This window comes from Nevskia sp. (genome assembly GCF_021732705.1).
Lineage (GTDB): Bacteria > Pseudomonadota > Gammaproteobacteria > Nevskiales > Nevskiaceae > Nevskia.
This window is the reverse complement of the sequence record NZ_JAKFUM010000008.1, coordinates 69,890-82,917: the sequence shown is the minus strand read 5'-3', so window position 1 is coordinate 82,917 and position 13,028 is coordinate 69,890. Positions and strand designations below refer to the sequence as shown.

Below are 13,028 nucleotides of genomic sequence, written 5' to 3'. Positions count from 1 at the left end.
GGATTCCTCAGTGGGGGCCCGGCAACACGTAGAACAGCACGCTGAAAAAGTGGAAGACGCTGCCGGCGAGCACGAACACGTGCCAGATCGCGTGGTGGTAGCGCATCCGGGTCGACGCATAGAACACGGTGCCGACGGTATACGACAGCCCGCCGGCCAGCAGCAGCCACAGGCCCGGATCCGGCACCGCGGCGATGATCTCGCTGCCGGCCACGACACCGCACCAGCCCATCGCGAGATACACCGCGAGCGACAGCCATTCGAAGCGGCCGGTGGTGAAGATCTTGAACAGGATGCCAACCGCCGCCAGCCCCCAGGTGAAGGCGAACAGGCGCATGCCCCAGACGCTGTCCTGCAGCGCGATCAAGGTGAACGGCGTGTAGGTGCCGGCGATCAGCACGTAGATCAGGCAGTGGTCGATGACCCGGAAGATGTGCTTCGGGCGCGGCAGCGGAATCGAATGGAACAGGGTGGAGGCGGCGTACATCAGGATCAGCGCGCCGCCGAAGATGCTGCTGGCGACCAGTTCCCGCGTGCCGCCGTACAGCACCGAGCGCGCCACCAGCACGCACAGGCCGACGATGCCGAGGACGGCACCGAGACCGTGGGTCAGCCCGTGCGCCAGCTCCTCGCCGAAGCTGTAGAGGTTGTGCGTGGCCTCGCGCACGACAGCGCGGGCCCGATCCTCGCCCGGTGGCGCGGCGTCGGCATCGGCGTGGATGCGTTCCGGATCGACCGCGTCGCGGCCCGTGTCGAGCGAACGGCTAATGCGCGTGCTCCACACCGTGATGAGCGATCGCCTCGACCTGCAGGGTCGCGCCGTCGCAGCCGGTGACGCGGACCCGCGTGCCGGCCTTGAGCGTCGGGCCGGCCACGCGCCAGACCGAATCGTCGAGCCGGGCCTGGCCGATGCCGTTCTCGATGTCGGACACCAGGGTCAGTTCGCGGCCGATGGTGTGGCGGCCACGCTGGTTCAGGCCGTTGTCCTCGGCATCGTTCCGGGTCAGCGGCTTGAACCGGAACCACAGGCCGACCGACACCAGACTCAGCAGCGCAAAGCTGACGATCTCCGCTGCCCAGCTCATGCCCGGAAATGCCCACGCCGCGATGCCGGTGACGAACGCGGCGAAGCCCACCCACATGAAGAACGTGCCCGGCGTCAGGATTTCCGCCACCAGCAGGGCAAAGCCGAGCACCCACCAGTGCCAGAACACGAAACCGTCGGTCAGCAGGCTGTCCATGGTCGAACTCCTCGGTGGGTCAGGCGTGAACGCGAATGCTCGGGCAAGACGGTCAGGACTTGCCGGCGCCGGCGGCGCTCTGGCCGGCAGCCGCCTTGGCCAGATCGGCGATGCCGCCGATGGCGCCGATCACGCTCGCGGCTTCCAGCGGCATGAACACCAGCTTCTGGTTCGGGCTGGCGGCGATGTCCTTCAGCGCCTCGATGTACTGGGTCGCGACGAAGTAGTTGATCGCCTGCACGTTGCCCTGCGCGATGGCGGCGGAGACGCGCGCCGTGGCATTGGCTTCGGCCTCGGCCTGACGTTCGCGCGCCTCGGCGTCGCGGAATGCGGCCTCGCGGCGGCCTTCGGCATCGAGAATGGCCTGCTGCTTCATGCCTTCCGCCGACAGGATCTGTGCCTGCCGCGCGCCTTCGGCCTTCAGGATCGCCGACTGCCGCATGCCTTCCGCTTCGAGGATCGATGCGCGCTTGTCGCGCTCGGCCTTCATCTGCCGGCCCATGCTTTCGACCAGATCCATCGGCGGCCGGATGTCCTTGATCTCGATGCGGGTGACCTTGATGCCCCATGGGCTGGTCGCCTGATCGACCACCGACAACAGCCGCGTGTTGATGTGATCGCGCTGGCTCAGCAGCTCGTCGAGGTCCATCGAACCCATCACCGTGCGCAGATTGGTCTGCGTCAGGTTCAGGATCGCGTACTGCAGGTTCTGCACTTCATAAGCGGCGCGGGCGGCATCGAGCACCTGGTAGAACACGACGCCGTCGACACCGACCATCGCGTTGTCCTTGGTGATCACTTCCTGGCTCGGCACGTCGAGCACCAGCTCCTGCATCGACACCTTGCGGCCGATGCGATCGACATACGGCACCAGCCAGTGCAGGCCAGGCTGGAACGTGCCGCGATACTTCCCGAACCGTTCGATCGTGTATTCCATGCCCTGCGGCACCGTCACCACACCCTTGTAGAGCGTGACCAGCGCAAACGCGAGCAGGGCCATTGCGAAGTACGACATGACGGGTTCCCTCCAGTGAGTGGCTCGATTCTACGCCCGGCCCCATGACCGGCATGACGGCGGCGGGCGACCTGCCATCCGGCGTCGGCTGCCGTTCCAGTCCTTCGTCAATCTGGAGATCGGACGCCGCGCTTGCAATGGCGGCGGCCGAATCGAGGCCGCCGTGCGCGCGTTCAGGCGGCGGCGTCGGCCGCCATCTGCCGGATGCGCTCGACCATCGCGTAGAAGCCGTTGCGGCGGTTCATCGACAGATGGCTTTCGAGGCCCAGCTGCGTGAACGCGGCCTTGATGTCGGTGTCGAGCACTTCGCGCGGCGTGCGGCCATCGGTCAGCGCCAGGATCAGTGCGATCAGGCCCTTGACGATGTGGGCATCGGAATCGCCGCGCAGATGAAGGCGCTGGTCGTCGGCGACTTCGCCGGCCAGCCAGACCTGACTCATGCAGCCACGGACCAGATGAGCCTCGTCGTGCTCGGCCTCCGGCATCGGCGGCAGCTTGCGGCCGAGTTCGATCAGGTAGCGGTAACGCTCTTCCCAGTCACCGAGCAGGTCGAAGGTCTCGACGAGGTCCTGCAGCGCTGCATTGTCGTGCGTGTTCAAGCGTCCGGATTTCATGTTCAAGCGTTTGCTGGCTATGTTACGGCGATCCGGGTTGCTAAGCTGCGGTCCGAGTTGCAACCCCCGGAGTTTTCCCATGCTGATCCGCGTCAAGCCCCCGTTCCCGATCGCCCCGTCCGAGATCACGTCGGAATCGGTCTACCACGACCGCCGTCGCTTCCTCGCGCAGATGGGTCTGGCATCGGCCGGGCTGGCGCTGGCCGGCTGCTCCGACGCCAAGCCGCCGGCGCCGAAGGTCGATGAAGCGGCCGCCTCGCAGCAGGCCGCCAAGGAATCCGGCCTCGCCGACCTGAACGTCGCGAAGAAGGTCGAAATGGCCGGTGGCGAGAAGGTGTCGAGCTTCGAGGACATCACCAACTACAACAACTTCTATGAGTTCGGCACCGGCAAGAGCGAGCCGGCGACCTACGCCCGCAAGCTGCAGCCGAAGCCGTGGCAGGTGACGATCGAAGGCGAGTGCGATGCCCCGGGCACCATCGGCATCGACGATCTGATCAAGCCGCATGCGCTGGAAGAGCGCATCTATCGTCTGCGCTGCGTCGAAGCCTGGAGCATGGTCGTGCCGTGGGTCGGTTTCCCGCTGGCCGACCTGCTGAAGCGCTTCAAGCCGAATTCCAAGGCGAAGTACGTGCAGTTCTTCACGCTGGCCGATGTCGAGCAGATGCCGATGATCCGCCGCGGCGTGCTGCCGTATCCGTACCGCGAAGGCATGCGGATCGACGAAGCGATGCATCCGCTGGCGTTCATGGTCGTCGGCCTGTACGGCAAGGTGCTGCCGAACCAGAACGGCGCGCCGATCCGCCTGATGGCGCCGTGGAAGTACGGCTTCAAGGCGGCGAAGTCGATCGTCAAGATCCGCTTCACCGAGCAGCAGCCGGAAACGACGTGGAACATGGTGCAGCCGACCGAGTACGGCTTCTACGCCAACGTCAATCCGGAAGTCGATCATCCGCGCTGGAGCCAGGGCAGCGAACGGCGCCTCGGCGAACTGTTCCGCAAGCCGACCTTGCCGTTCAACGGCTATCCGGAAGTGGCGTCGCTGTACACCGGCATGGACCTGCGCCGGAACTTCTGATGGCGGCTCTGGCCTCTCCGGCCGCGCGACTGTGGGCCGCGCGGCTCGCGGTCTGGGCGCTGGCCGTGGTGCCGCTGGCGCTGCTGATCACGCGGCTGCTGGAGAACCGGCTCGGCGCCAATCCGATCGAGACGCTCGAGCACAGCCTGGGCATCTGGGCGCTGCGCTTTCTGATCCTGGGGCTGGCGATGACGCCGCTGCGCAGCCTCACCGGCTGGAGCGAACCGCTGAAGCTGCGTCGCACCATCGGGCTCTGGGCGTATGCCTACATCTGTCTGCATTTCGCCGTCTACATCGTCTTCGATCTCAACATTCTCTATCCGGCGCAGGCACTTGCGAAGCTGGCAGAGGACCTGACGAAGCGCCTGTACATCACCGTCGGCTTCGCCTCGTGGCTGTTCTTGCTGCCGCTGGCGATCACTTCGACCGATGGCTGGCAGCGCCGGCTCAAGCGCAAGTGGAAGACCCTGCACAAGCTGGTCTATCCGGCCGCGATCCTCGGCGTGCTGCACTTCATCTGGCTGGTCAAGAAGGACGTTTCCGAGCCGCTGATCTATGCCGCGATCCTTGCCGTGCTGCTCGCCTGGCGCTGGCCGTGGCCGCAGCTGAAGGCGCTGGTGCAGCGTGGACGCGCGGCACCGGTGGTTGCCGGGGCCGATCGCGCGCGCTGAGCGGTGACCGGCTGCTGCAGCGCCGCGGCGTGCCACCCGGTTGGCGACGGTCCGGCGAACGGGCGCACAATGCGCCCCCATTGCCTTGTGACCGCCCGCCTGTGACCCGTCCTTCGAACCGCGCCCCCGACCAGCTTCGCCCCGTCACGATCCAGCGCCAGTTCACGCGCCATGCGGAAGGTTCGGTGCTGGTCGCGTTCGGCGACACGCAGGTGCTGTGCACGGCCAGCGTCGAGGAACGTGGTCCGGCCTGGAAGAAGGACGGCGGCTGGCTGACGGCCGAGTACGGCATGCTGCCGCGTTCGACCCACACGCGCTCCAAGCGCGAGGCCGCGCAGGGCAAGCAGAACGGCCGCACGCAGGAAATCCAGCGCCTGATCGGGCGTTCGTTGCGCTCGGTGCTCGATCTCGACGCGCTGTCCGGCCTGACCATCACCATCGACTGCGACGTGCTGCAGGCCGATGGCGGCACCCGCACCGCCAGCATCACCGGCGGCTACGTCGCGCTGGTCGATGCCATCGCCAAGCTGCGCAAGAGCGGCAAGGTCAAGCGCGACCCGCTGCACGGGCAGGTTGCCGCCGTGTCGGTCGGCATCGTCAACGGCGTGCCGGTGCTCGATCTCGACTATCCGGAAGACTCCGGCTGCGAGACCGACATGAACGTCGTGATGAACGATGCCGGCGGCTTCATCGAAGTGCAGGGCACCGCCGAAGGCCACGCCTTCCGGCGCGAGGAACTGGATTCGATGCTGGCGCTGGCCCAGAAGGGCATCGCCGAGCTGTGCGCACTGCAGCGGGCGGCCCTCGCCGCCGGCTGATCGCCGTCTGGATCGCGCGTGATGACCGATCTCGTGCTGGCCAGCCGCAACGGCAAGAAGCTCAAGGAAATGAGCGCCTTGCTGTCGCCGCTCGGGTACCGGCTGCGACTGGTGTCGGCGTTCAGCGACATCGAGCCGGATGAAAGCGCGCCGACTTTCGTCGAGAACGCGCTGATCAAGGCGCGGCATGCCGCCCGCGTATCCGGCATGGCCGCCATTGCCGACGATTCCGGCATCGAGGTCGCCGCACTCGGCGGCGCGCCCGGCGTGCGCTCGGCGCGCTACGCCGGCGGGCATGGCGACGATGCCGCGAACAACGCCAAACTGCTGAAAGAACTCGAAAAGGTTCCGGACGAGGCGCGCGACGCCCGCTTCATCTCGGTGCTGACGCTGCTGCGCCACGCCGATGACCCGGTGCCGCTGATCGCGTTCGGCGCCTGGCCGGGGCGCATCCTGCACGCGCCGCGCGGCAGCGCCGGCTTCGGCTACGACCCGCTGTTTCTCGACCCGGAAACCGGCTTGAGTGCGGCCGAACTGCACCCGGACGACAAGAATCGCCGCAGCCATCGCGCCCGGGCGTTCGCTGCTCTGCTCGCGCAACTGCGCGCATGAGCGTGCCCGCATGAACGCAGCGGCATCGACGCCGGCGCTCGACGCCGCGACCATTCCGCTGGCGCTGTACCTGCACTTCCCGTGGTGCGTGCGCAAATGCCCGTACTGCGATTTCAACTCGCACGGCCTGCGCGGCGAGGTGCCGGAAGCCGAGTACGTCGCCGCGCTGATCCGCGATCTCGAGTTCGAGCTGCAGACGCCGGAAACTCGCCCGATCGGCAGCATCTTCATCGGTGGCGGCACGCCGAGCCTGTTTTCGGGCGCGGCGATGGCCGAGGTGCTGGCCGCCTGCGCGCAACGGCTGCATTTCGCGGCCGACATCGAGATCACGCTCGAAGCGAACCCGGGCACGGTCGACGAGGCGAACTTCCGGGCGTATCGCGCGGCGGGCGTCAATCGCCTGTCGATCGGCGTGCAGAGCCTGAACGACGCGATGCTGAAGCGCCTCGGCCGGATACACGGGCACGCCGATGCCGTGCGTGCTGTCGACACGGCGCGCGCCGCCGGTTTCGACAATCTGAATCTGGACCTGATGTTCGCGCTGCCGCAGCAGACCGAAGCCGAGGCCGAAGCCGATCTCGCCGCGGCGATCGCGCTGGCACCCGACCATCTGAGTTACTACCAGCTGACTCTGGAGCCGAACACCGAATTCGCCGCCCGCCCGCCACCATTGCCGGACGACGATGCCGCGTGGGCGATGCAGCTGGCCGGTCAGGAACGGCTGGCAGCCGCCGGCTACGGCCAATATGAAGTGTCGGCCTACGCGCAGGCCGGTCGGCAGAGCCGCCACAATCGCAACTACTGGCAGTTCGGCGACTACCTGGGCATCGGCGCCGGCGCGCATGGCAAGCGCACGGCCGGGGATGTGATCGCGCGTCGCGCCCGGCACAAGCTGCCGAAGACCTATCTCGCGGCGGCCGGAACCGCCAAGGCGCTGCAGGAAGATCGCCTCGTCACGACGGCCGAGCGGCCGTTCGAGTTCGCGATGAACGCGCTGCGGCTGCACGAAGGCTTCACGATGACGCAGTTCGAGGCCCGCACCGGACTCGGCGCCGGCGTGATCGCGCCGATCCTCGAAAGGCTGGCCGGCCGTGGCCTGATCGAGGCCGACGGCGCTATCGTGCGCCCGACCGCGCTCGGGCGCGCGCACCTCAATACACTGATCGGCGAATTCCTCTGACCGATCCTTACGCGATTCGCACCGCCATGCTCGAAGAAACCGAAATCGTCTGCCCCGCCTGCCACGAGAAGATCGAGCTGACCGTCGATCTCGATGCCGGCTCCCACAGCTTCGTCGAGGACTGCAGCGTCTGCGACGAGCCGATGAAGGTGAAGGTCTGGGTGTCCGAAGATCAGGACGAGTTCCGGGTCACCGTCACCGAAGCCGGCGAGCGCCTCAACGGCGTCGAGAAGGACGACGGCGCGCTGACCGAAGCCGAAGTCACGTGCCCGGCCTGCTGGGAAATCATCGAGCTGACGATCGATCTCAGCGCCGGCTCGCAGACCTATTCCGAGGATTGCAGCGTCTGCTGCCGGCCGATGACGGTGCGGGTCTGGGTGTCGGACGACGGCGACGAGCACACGGTCGACGTCGAGGCCGAGAACGAGTGAACCCCGGACCGGGCTGACGGCCGGGCGCGCGTCGCGGCTTGATTCCGGAAACCGCGTCGCCACACTTGCTTCCCCGACGCGGCTTCCTTACACTCCGCGTCCTTTCGCCCGATCCCGACGTCGGGCCGCGCATCCGAGAGACTGCCATGAAGCCCAATATCCACCCGAACTACGCCGAAATCACGGTTGCCTGCAGCTGCGGCAACAAGTTCCTGACCCGTTCGACGGTGGGCAAGGATCTGCAGATCGAAGTCTGCTCGAAGTGCCACCCGTTCTACACCGGCAAGCAGAAGGTTGCCGATGTCGGTGGCCGTATCGACAAGTTCCGCAAGCGTTACGCCAACGCCTGAGTCAGGCCGACCAGCCGCTGGAACCGCCGCCGTCCCGGTGCCGTTCCAGCCCGATCGCTGGCGTTGCACGCTGCATCGAAAGCCGCCCTCGGGCGGCTTTTTCGTGTCCGAAGCGGCTGATTTAAGCGAAATTGACGCAAGATCGGGCCACTGGGAAATGTTTGCCCCGGGTCAAGGCTGGCCGGAAGCCGCCTAAAGTCGCTATGCTTACACCGTTCGCCGGGAATCCCCCACTGACTCCTCGCCGCCGCCACAGGCGTGCTGACGTGATGTCGCGCGGATTGATTGCGGCACTGCACATTTTTCTCGGGACCTCGTCTTAAGTCCCGATCGGTCCGACGGAGATGATGTGATGACGACTGCGAGCTACAGCCTGCTGAACAACGAGACCGGCGAAAAGGTCGATCTGCCGATGGTCAAGGGCACGCTGGGCCCTGTGGGCCTCGATGTCGGCAAGGTCTACGACAAGATGGACCTGTTCACCTACGACCCGGGCTTCACGTCGACCTGCTCGACCAAGAGCGCGATCACCTACATCGACGGTGACAAGGGCATCCTGCTGTACCGCGGCTACCCGGTCGACCAGCTGGCGAACCACTCGACGTTCATCGAGGTCGCCTATCTGATCCTGCACGGCGAGCTGCCGAACAAGACCCAGCTCGACACCTTCGAAGCGTCGATCCGTCGCCACACGATGATCAACGAGTCGCTGCGCGGCTTCTTCGACGGCTTCAACTACGACGCCCACCCGATGGCGATGCTGACCGGCATCGTCGGCAGCCTGTCGGCGTTCTATCACGACACCACGAACAACAAGGATCCGAAGCACCGCGAGATCTTTGCCCACCGCATGATCGCGAAGATCCCGACGATCGCCGCGGCGGCGTACAAGAAGTACTTCGGCCAGCCGTTCATGTACCCGAAGAACAACCTCGACTACTGCTCGAACCTGCTGCGGATGATGTTCGCCGTGCCGGCCGAGGAGTACGAGGTGAACCCGGTCGCCGCCAAGGCGCTCGACGTGCTGTTCATCCTGCACGCCGACCACGAGCAGAACGCCTCGACCTCGACGGTGCGTCTGGCCGGCTCGACCGGCACCAATCCGTACGCCGCGATCGCCTCGGGCATCGCCGCGCTCTGGGGCCCGGCGCACGGCGGCGCCAACGAAGCCGTGCTGAAGATGCTCGAAGAGATCGGCGACGTGAAGAAGGTGCCGGACTTCATGGCCAAGGTGAAGGACAAGAACTCGGGCGTGCGCCTGATGGGCTTCGGTCATCGCGTCTACAAGAACTTCGACCCGCGCGCGACGATCATCCGCGAGCAGTGCCACAAGGTGCTGCGCGAGCTGAAGATCAACGATCCGCAGCTGGAACTGGCGATGAAGCTCGAGGAAATCGCGCTGTCCGACGATTACTTCAAGGAGCGCAAGCTGTACCCGAACGTCGATTTCTACTCGGGCATCATCTACAAGGCGCTCGGCATCCCGGTGAACATGTTCACCCCGATGTTCGCGATCGCCCGCACGGTCGGCTGGGTGGCGCATTGGACCGAAATGACCGCCGAGCCGGGTGGCGTGAAGATCGGCCGTCCGCGTCAGGTTTACACCGGCGCCCCGGTGCGCGACTACAAGGACATCAGCACCCGCTGAGTCGTTGATGGAGCAAGAAAAAGCCAGCTTTCGAGCTGGCTTTTTCGTTTCTGCGCTGCCGGCATTGCCGAGCGATCGGGAATCCGTTCAGCGCCCGAGGATGGTGTCGACGCCGATCGCCGCCAGCGCTTCGGCTTCGGCCAGGCCCAGCCGCTTCATCGGCAGGCCGTCGCTCGGCGACAGCGGCACGCGGCGCAGGTCGTCGAAGGTGAACATCGCGATGTCGATGCCGATGTCGCCGGCCTCGAACCGGGCGAGCGGCACCGGCTGCTCGGTGCCATCGGCGTAGCGGTAGTCGCGCTCGTCCTGCTCGAACGGAATCTGCTTGTCGGTCAGGAAGAAATCGAGCGATTCGAGCTGATCGGCAAAGCCGTGGATCTGCACGCGGTGCGCGGCGGTGACCGCGCCGCTGACCGTCGCACCGACCAGCCTTGGCGAGAAATCGCGCAGCAGCTTCATCGCCTGCACGGCGGCGCGGCGCAGCGCGATCAGATGCTGCGCATAGTCTTCGCCGCCGAAGATCCGCTGATATTCGATGACTGCGGCCTGAATCCGGGCATTGTCCGGCAGCGCCGTCCGCGGGCTCAGGCCGAGCCGCTGCGCCGCCTTCATCTTGGCGGCGCGATAGTCGAGCACATCGTCCTCGCAGATGATCCGGGCGCTTTCCAGAATCATCTCGCGGATGCCGGGGCCGTCACCGGTGGTGGTGCCGGCCGAGTGGCCGCCCGAGGAGCCAGGGTGCGACGAGGACTTGCGGCTCATCAGAAAATGTCACCGGGGGATTCTTCGGCATTGCCGTAGGCGCTGGTGCCGTCGTCCGGCGGCGGCACATGGTCGCTCTGCACCACTTCGAACAGCGCGCCGGGCGTGTCGCCGGACACCTGCTTGCCGTTGTTCGGGTTGATCGCGATCGAGGTGATGCCGGGCGGAATCGGGCGCTTCAGCTGCGGCTCGTTCTTCAGCGCCGTGCGCATGAAGTCCATCCACACCGGCACGGCCGAACGGCCGCCGACTTCGCCGCGACCGAGCGGCTTCGGCTGGTCGAAGCCGATCCAGGTCACCGCCACCAGCGACTGGCAGTAGCCGTTGAACCAGGCATCGGTCTCGTCGTTCGAGGTGCCGGTCTTGCCGGCCAAGTCGTCGCGGCCCAGCGCCTTGACCTGCGCCGCCGTGCCGCGCGTGACCACGTCGTGCAGCATGCTGGTGATCAGGTAGTCGAGGTCAGCCGCCAGCACGCGCGGCGCGCGATCCGCAGGCGCGACCGGTGGCGGCGCCGGTTCCGCCGGCACTTCCGCCACCGCCGGTGTCGGCGCAGGTTCCGCTGCCGGCTCGGCGTCCGGATCGGCGTCCGCATGGGCGGCGGCCGGATCGAGCGCCGGTTCCGGTGGCGGTGGCGGCGGCGCATCGCAGGCCGGGCACGCGATCTTCGGCCGGGCCTTGAACACTTCGTTGCCGGCGCCGTCGCGAATGCTCAGGATGAAGTACGGATCGACCAGATAGCCGCCGTTGGCGAGCACGGCGTAGGCGCGAGCCTGTTCCATCGGCGTCATCGAGGCGCTGCCCAAGGCCACGGTCAGATCGGCCGGCAGGCGCGACTTGTCGAAGCCGAAGCGCGTTGCGAACTCGCGGGTGTAGTCGATGCCGATGGCCTGCGCCACGCGCACCGACACCAGATTGCGCGACAGCGCCAGCGCCTCGCGCAGCCGCATCGGACCCTTGAACTTGCCTTCGTAGTTGCCCGGACGCCAGTCGTCGTCCGGATTGACGCTGGTGAACACCACCGGCGCATCGAGGAAGATCGACGCCGGCGTGTAGCCCTTCGACAGCGCCGCGGTGTACAGGAATGGCTTGAAGCCCGAGCCCACCTGCCGCCGCGCCTGCGTCGCGCGATTGAAGTTGCCGAGGAAGAAGTCGTAGCCGCCGACCAGCGCCTGCACCGCGCCATCGCGCGGATCGAGTGCGACGAACGCGCCCTGCACGTCGGGCAATTGCGTCATCCGCCAGTTCGCGCCGATCTTCGCGACCCGCAGCAGGTCGCCCACTGCCGGCTTGCGCTTGTCGTTGAAGCCGGCCCACTTGAACGCGGCGGCCGGCAGTTCCAGCCGCCCGTCCTCGGTGGCGACGACCAGCAGTTCCGGTGCATAGCTCAGCACCACCGCCGGTTTCAGGCCGGCCACCGGCGGCCGCGCCGCCAGCTGGGCCCGGATTTCAGGCGCCAGCGGCTGCACGCCGAGCTTCGGCAACAGTTCCGGCGGCAGCTTCGCTTCCGCACCGTTGTAGCCGTGACGCTCCTCGTACGCGAGAAGACCGCCGCGCAGCGCGGCGGTCGCGGCCTGCTGCCGGGTCGAGTCCAGCGTGGTGGTGACGGTGTAGCCGTCGGTGTAGGTGCCTTCGCCGTGCTGCGCGTACAGCTCGGCGCGGACCATTTCGGCGACGTATCGGCCTTCGGCCTCGACCGCGGTGGCGTGCTCGAATGCGGTCACCGGCTCGGCCAGCGCCGTCTGGTACGCCGCCTGATCGATGTAGCCGAGCTCGCGCATGCGGCGCAGCACGTAATCGCGGCGATTCTTGGCCCGCTCCGGGTTGCTCAGCGGGTTGTCGCGCGACGGCGCCTTCGGCAGGCCGGCGATCATCGCCGACTCGGCAATGGTCAGCTCGTCGACATCCTTGCCGAAATAGACCGATGCCGCAGCGCCGACGCCGTAGGCCCGGGCGCCGAGGAAGATTCGATTCAGGTACAGCTCGAGAATGGCTTCCTTGCTCAGTTCCCGCTCGATCTTTTGTGCCAGGAAGATTTCCTTGAACTTGCGCGAGAAACTGCGCTCGTTGGTCAAATAGACGTTGCGCGCCAGCTGCATCGTGATGGTCGAGCCGCCCTGGCGTTTCTCGCCGGTCGTTGCCAGCACCACGACGGCGCGGGCGAGGCCGGCCATGTCGACGCCGGAATGCTCGAAGAAGCGATCGTCCTCGGCCGCGAGGAACGCCTGCACCAGAGGCTTCGGCAATTGCTCGTAGCGGAGCGGTTCACGCCGTTCAGCGCCGAACTCGCCGATCAGCTTGCCGTCGCGCGTATAAACCCTGAGCGGCACGCCGAGCTTGATCTCGTGCAGGCTTTCGACCGACGGCAACTGCGGCGCATACCAGGCGCGGGCGCCAAGGAAGCCGACGACGCCGAGGATCGCCAGACTGACCAGCCCGATCAGGACGATCCGGCCGATGCGAAAATCAGGTTTCAAACGTGTGTCTCCCGGTCCGGTTTGGGGAGCTTCGGAACGCGGCTTGCAGACCCTTCCGCAGGGGGTGCAAGCCTCGCCTTTCATCGCCTGCTTTAGGGCTTCTATCAGGCACTTAGACGCACAAGTTGTTGTTG

General features: G+C 66.6%; 14 protein-coding genes. 8 read left to right on the top strand and 6 right to left on the bottom strand.

The window, feature by feature from the left end:
• Window positions 1–7: 7 nt before the first annotated feature.
• From QZ951_RS09785 to QZ951_RS09770, 4 genes are all read right to left on the bottom strand, one after another.
• The gene (locus tag QZ951_RS09785) at window positions 8–784 is read right to left on the bottom strand and encodes a hemolysin III family protein (protein WP_293000376.1); all 777 of its coding nucleotides are present in this window, start codon (window positions 782–784) and stop codon (window positions 8–10) included.
• Complete coding sequence (locus QZ951_RS09780; protein WP_293000375.1) at window positions 765–1,241, bottom strand: NfeD family protein; 477 nt, start codon at window positions 1,239–1,241, stop codon at window positions 765–767. The genes QZ951_RS09785 and QZ951_RS09780 overlap by 20 nt, the downstream gene beginning before the upstream one ends.
• A 52-nt stretch (window positions 1,242–1,293) precedes the next feature.
• Complete coding sequence (locus QZ951_RS09775; RefSeq protein ID WP_293000374.1) at window positions 1,294–2,256, bottom strand: SPFH domain-containing protein; 963 nt, start codon at window positions 2,254–2,256, stop codon at window positions 1,294–1,296.
• A 173-nt stretch (window positions 2,257–2,429) separates the two neighbouring features.
• Window positions 2,430–2,870, bottom strand: coding sequence for a SufE family protein (locus QZ951_RS09770; RefSeq protein ID WP_293000372.1), 441 nt, complete (start codon window positions 2,868–2,870; stop codon window positions 2,430–2,432).
• Between the two features lie 79 nt (window positions 2,871–2,949).
• Between QZ951_RS09770 and msrP the strand changes: the two genes are divergently transcribed.
• The 8 genes from msrP to QZ951_RS09730 all read left to right on the top strand — a co-directional run bounded on the left by msrP (window position 2,950) and on the right by QZ951_RS09730 (window position 9,658).
• Window positions 2,950–3,948 carry a protein-methionine-sulfoxide reductase catalytic subunit MsrP gene (msrP, locus tag QZ951_RS09765; RefSeq protein WP_293000371.1) on the top strand — a complete coding sequence of 333 codons (999 nt, stop codon included), beginning with the start codon at window positions 2,950–2,952 and terminating at the stop codon, window positions 3,946–3,948.
• Window positions 3,948–4,619 carry a sulfite oxidase heme-binding subunit YedZ gene (locus tag QZ951_RS09760; protein WP_293000370.1) on the top strand — a complete coding sequence of 224 codons (672 nt, stop codon included), beginning with the start codon at window positions 3,948–3,950 and terminating at the stop codon, window positions 4,617–4,619. Before msrP ends, QZ951_RS09760 begins: the two co-directional genes overlap by 1 nt.
• A gap of 101 nt (window positions 4,620–4,720) precedes the next feature.
• Entirely contained in the window at window positions 4,721–5,437 is a 717-nt protein-coding gene (rph, locus tag QZ951_RS09755; protein ID WP_293000368.1) for a ribonuclease PH, read from the top strand.
• A gap of 21 nt (window positions 5,438–5,458) precedes the next feature.
• A complete protein-coding gene (gene rdgB / locus QZ951_RS09750; RefSeq protein WP_293000367.1) occupies window positions 5,459–6,049 on the top strand; it encodes an RdgB/HAM1 family non-canonical purine NTP pyrophosphatase in 591 nt (196 codons plus the stop codon).
• A 10-nt stretch (window positions 6,050–6,059) separates the two neighbouring features.
• Complete coding sequence (gene hemW / locus QZ951_RS09745; protein WP_293000366.1) at window positions 6,060–7,229, top strand: radical SAM family heme chaperone HemW; 1,170 nt, start codon at window positions 6,060–6,062, stop codon at window positions 7,227–7,229.
• Window positions 7,230–7,255: 26 nt separating this feature from the next.
• Window positions 7,256–7,660 (top strand): CPXCG motif-containing cysteine-rich protein, encoded by a 405-nt coding sequence (locus QZ951_RS09740; RefSeq protein ID WP_293000365.1) that lies wholly within the window; start codon window positions 7,256–7,258, stop codon window positions 7,658–7,660.
• 146 nt (window positions 7,661–7,806) lie between these two features.
• Entirely contained in the window at window positions 7,807–8,010 is a 204-nt protein-coding gene (rpmE, locus tag QZ951_RS09735) for a 50S ribosomal protein L31 (RefSeq protein ID WP_293000364.1), read from the top strand.
• 352 nt (window positions 8,011–8,362) lie between these two features.
• Window positions 8,363–9,658, top strand: coding sequence for a citrate synthase (locus QZ951_RS09730; RefSeq protein ID WP_293000363.1), 1,296 nt, complete (start codon window positions 8,363–8,365; stop codon window positions 9,656–9,658).
• Between the two features lie 87 nt (window positions 9,659–9,745).
• On the opposite strand, the gene QZ951_RS09725 is transcribed toward QZ951_RS09730, so the two are convergent.
• Together QZ951_RS09725 and QZ951_RS09720 are read right to left on the bottom strand one after the other, a co-directional pair.
• Window positions 9,746–10,420, bottom strand: coding sequence for a hypothetical protein (locus QZ951_RS09725; protein ID WP_293000361.1), 675 nt, complete (start codon window positions 10,418–10,420; stop codon window positions 9,746–9,748).
• A complete protein-coding gene (locus QZ951_RS09720) occupies window positions 10,420–12,894 on the bottom strand; it encodes a penicillin-binding protein 1A (protein WP_293000360.1) in 2,475 nt (824 codons plus the stop codon). Before QZ951_RS09720 ends, QZ951_RS09725 begins: the two co-directional genes overlap by 1 nt.
• Window positions 12,895–13,028: the final 134 nt, after the last annotated feature.

Coding starts and splice junctions, on each gene's coding strand:
- QZ951_RS09780 (WP_293000375.1), bottom strand. CDS start 1,241: ATGGACAGCCTGCTGACCGACGGTTTCGTGTTCTGGCACTGGTGGGTG.
- QZ951_RS09775 (WP_293000374.1), bottom strand. CDS start 2,256: ATGTCGTACTTCGCAATGGCCCTGCTCGCGTTTGCGCTGGTCACGCTC.
- QZ951_RS09770 (WP_293000372.1), bottom strand. CDS start 2,870: ATGAAATCCGGACGCTTGAACACGCACGACAATGCAGCGCTGCAGGAC.
- msrP (WP_293000371.1), top strand. CDS start 2,950: ATGCTGATCCGCGTCAAGCCCCCGTTCCCGATCGCCCCGTCCGAGATC.
- QZ951_RS09760 (WP_293000370.1), top strand. CDS start 3,948: ATGGCGGCTCTGGCCTCTCCGGCCGCGCGACTGTGGGCCGCGCGGCTC.
- rdgB (WP_293000367.1), top strand. CDS start 5,459: ATGACCGATCTCGTGCTGGCCAGCCGCAACGGCAAGAAGCTCAAGGAA.
- hemW (WP_293000366.1), top strand. CDS start 6,060: ATGAACGCAGCGGCATCGACGCCGGCGCTCGACGCCGCGACCATTCCG.
- QZ951_RS09740 (WP_293000365.1), top strand. CDS start 7,256: ATGCTCGAAGAAACCGAAATCGTCTGCCCCGCCTGCCACGAGAAGATC.
- rpmE (WP_293000364.1), top strand. CDS start 7,807: ATGAAGCCCAATATCCACCCGAACTACGCCGAAATCACGGTTGCCTGC.
- QZ951_RS09730 (WP_293000363.1), top strand. CDS start 8,363: ATGACGACTGCGAGCTACAGCCTGCTGAACAACGAGACCGGCGAAAAG.
- QZ951_RS09725 (WP_293000361.1), bottom strand. CDS start 10,420: ATGAGCCGCAAGTCCTCGTCGCACCCTGGCTCCTCGGGCGGCCACTCG.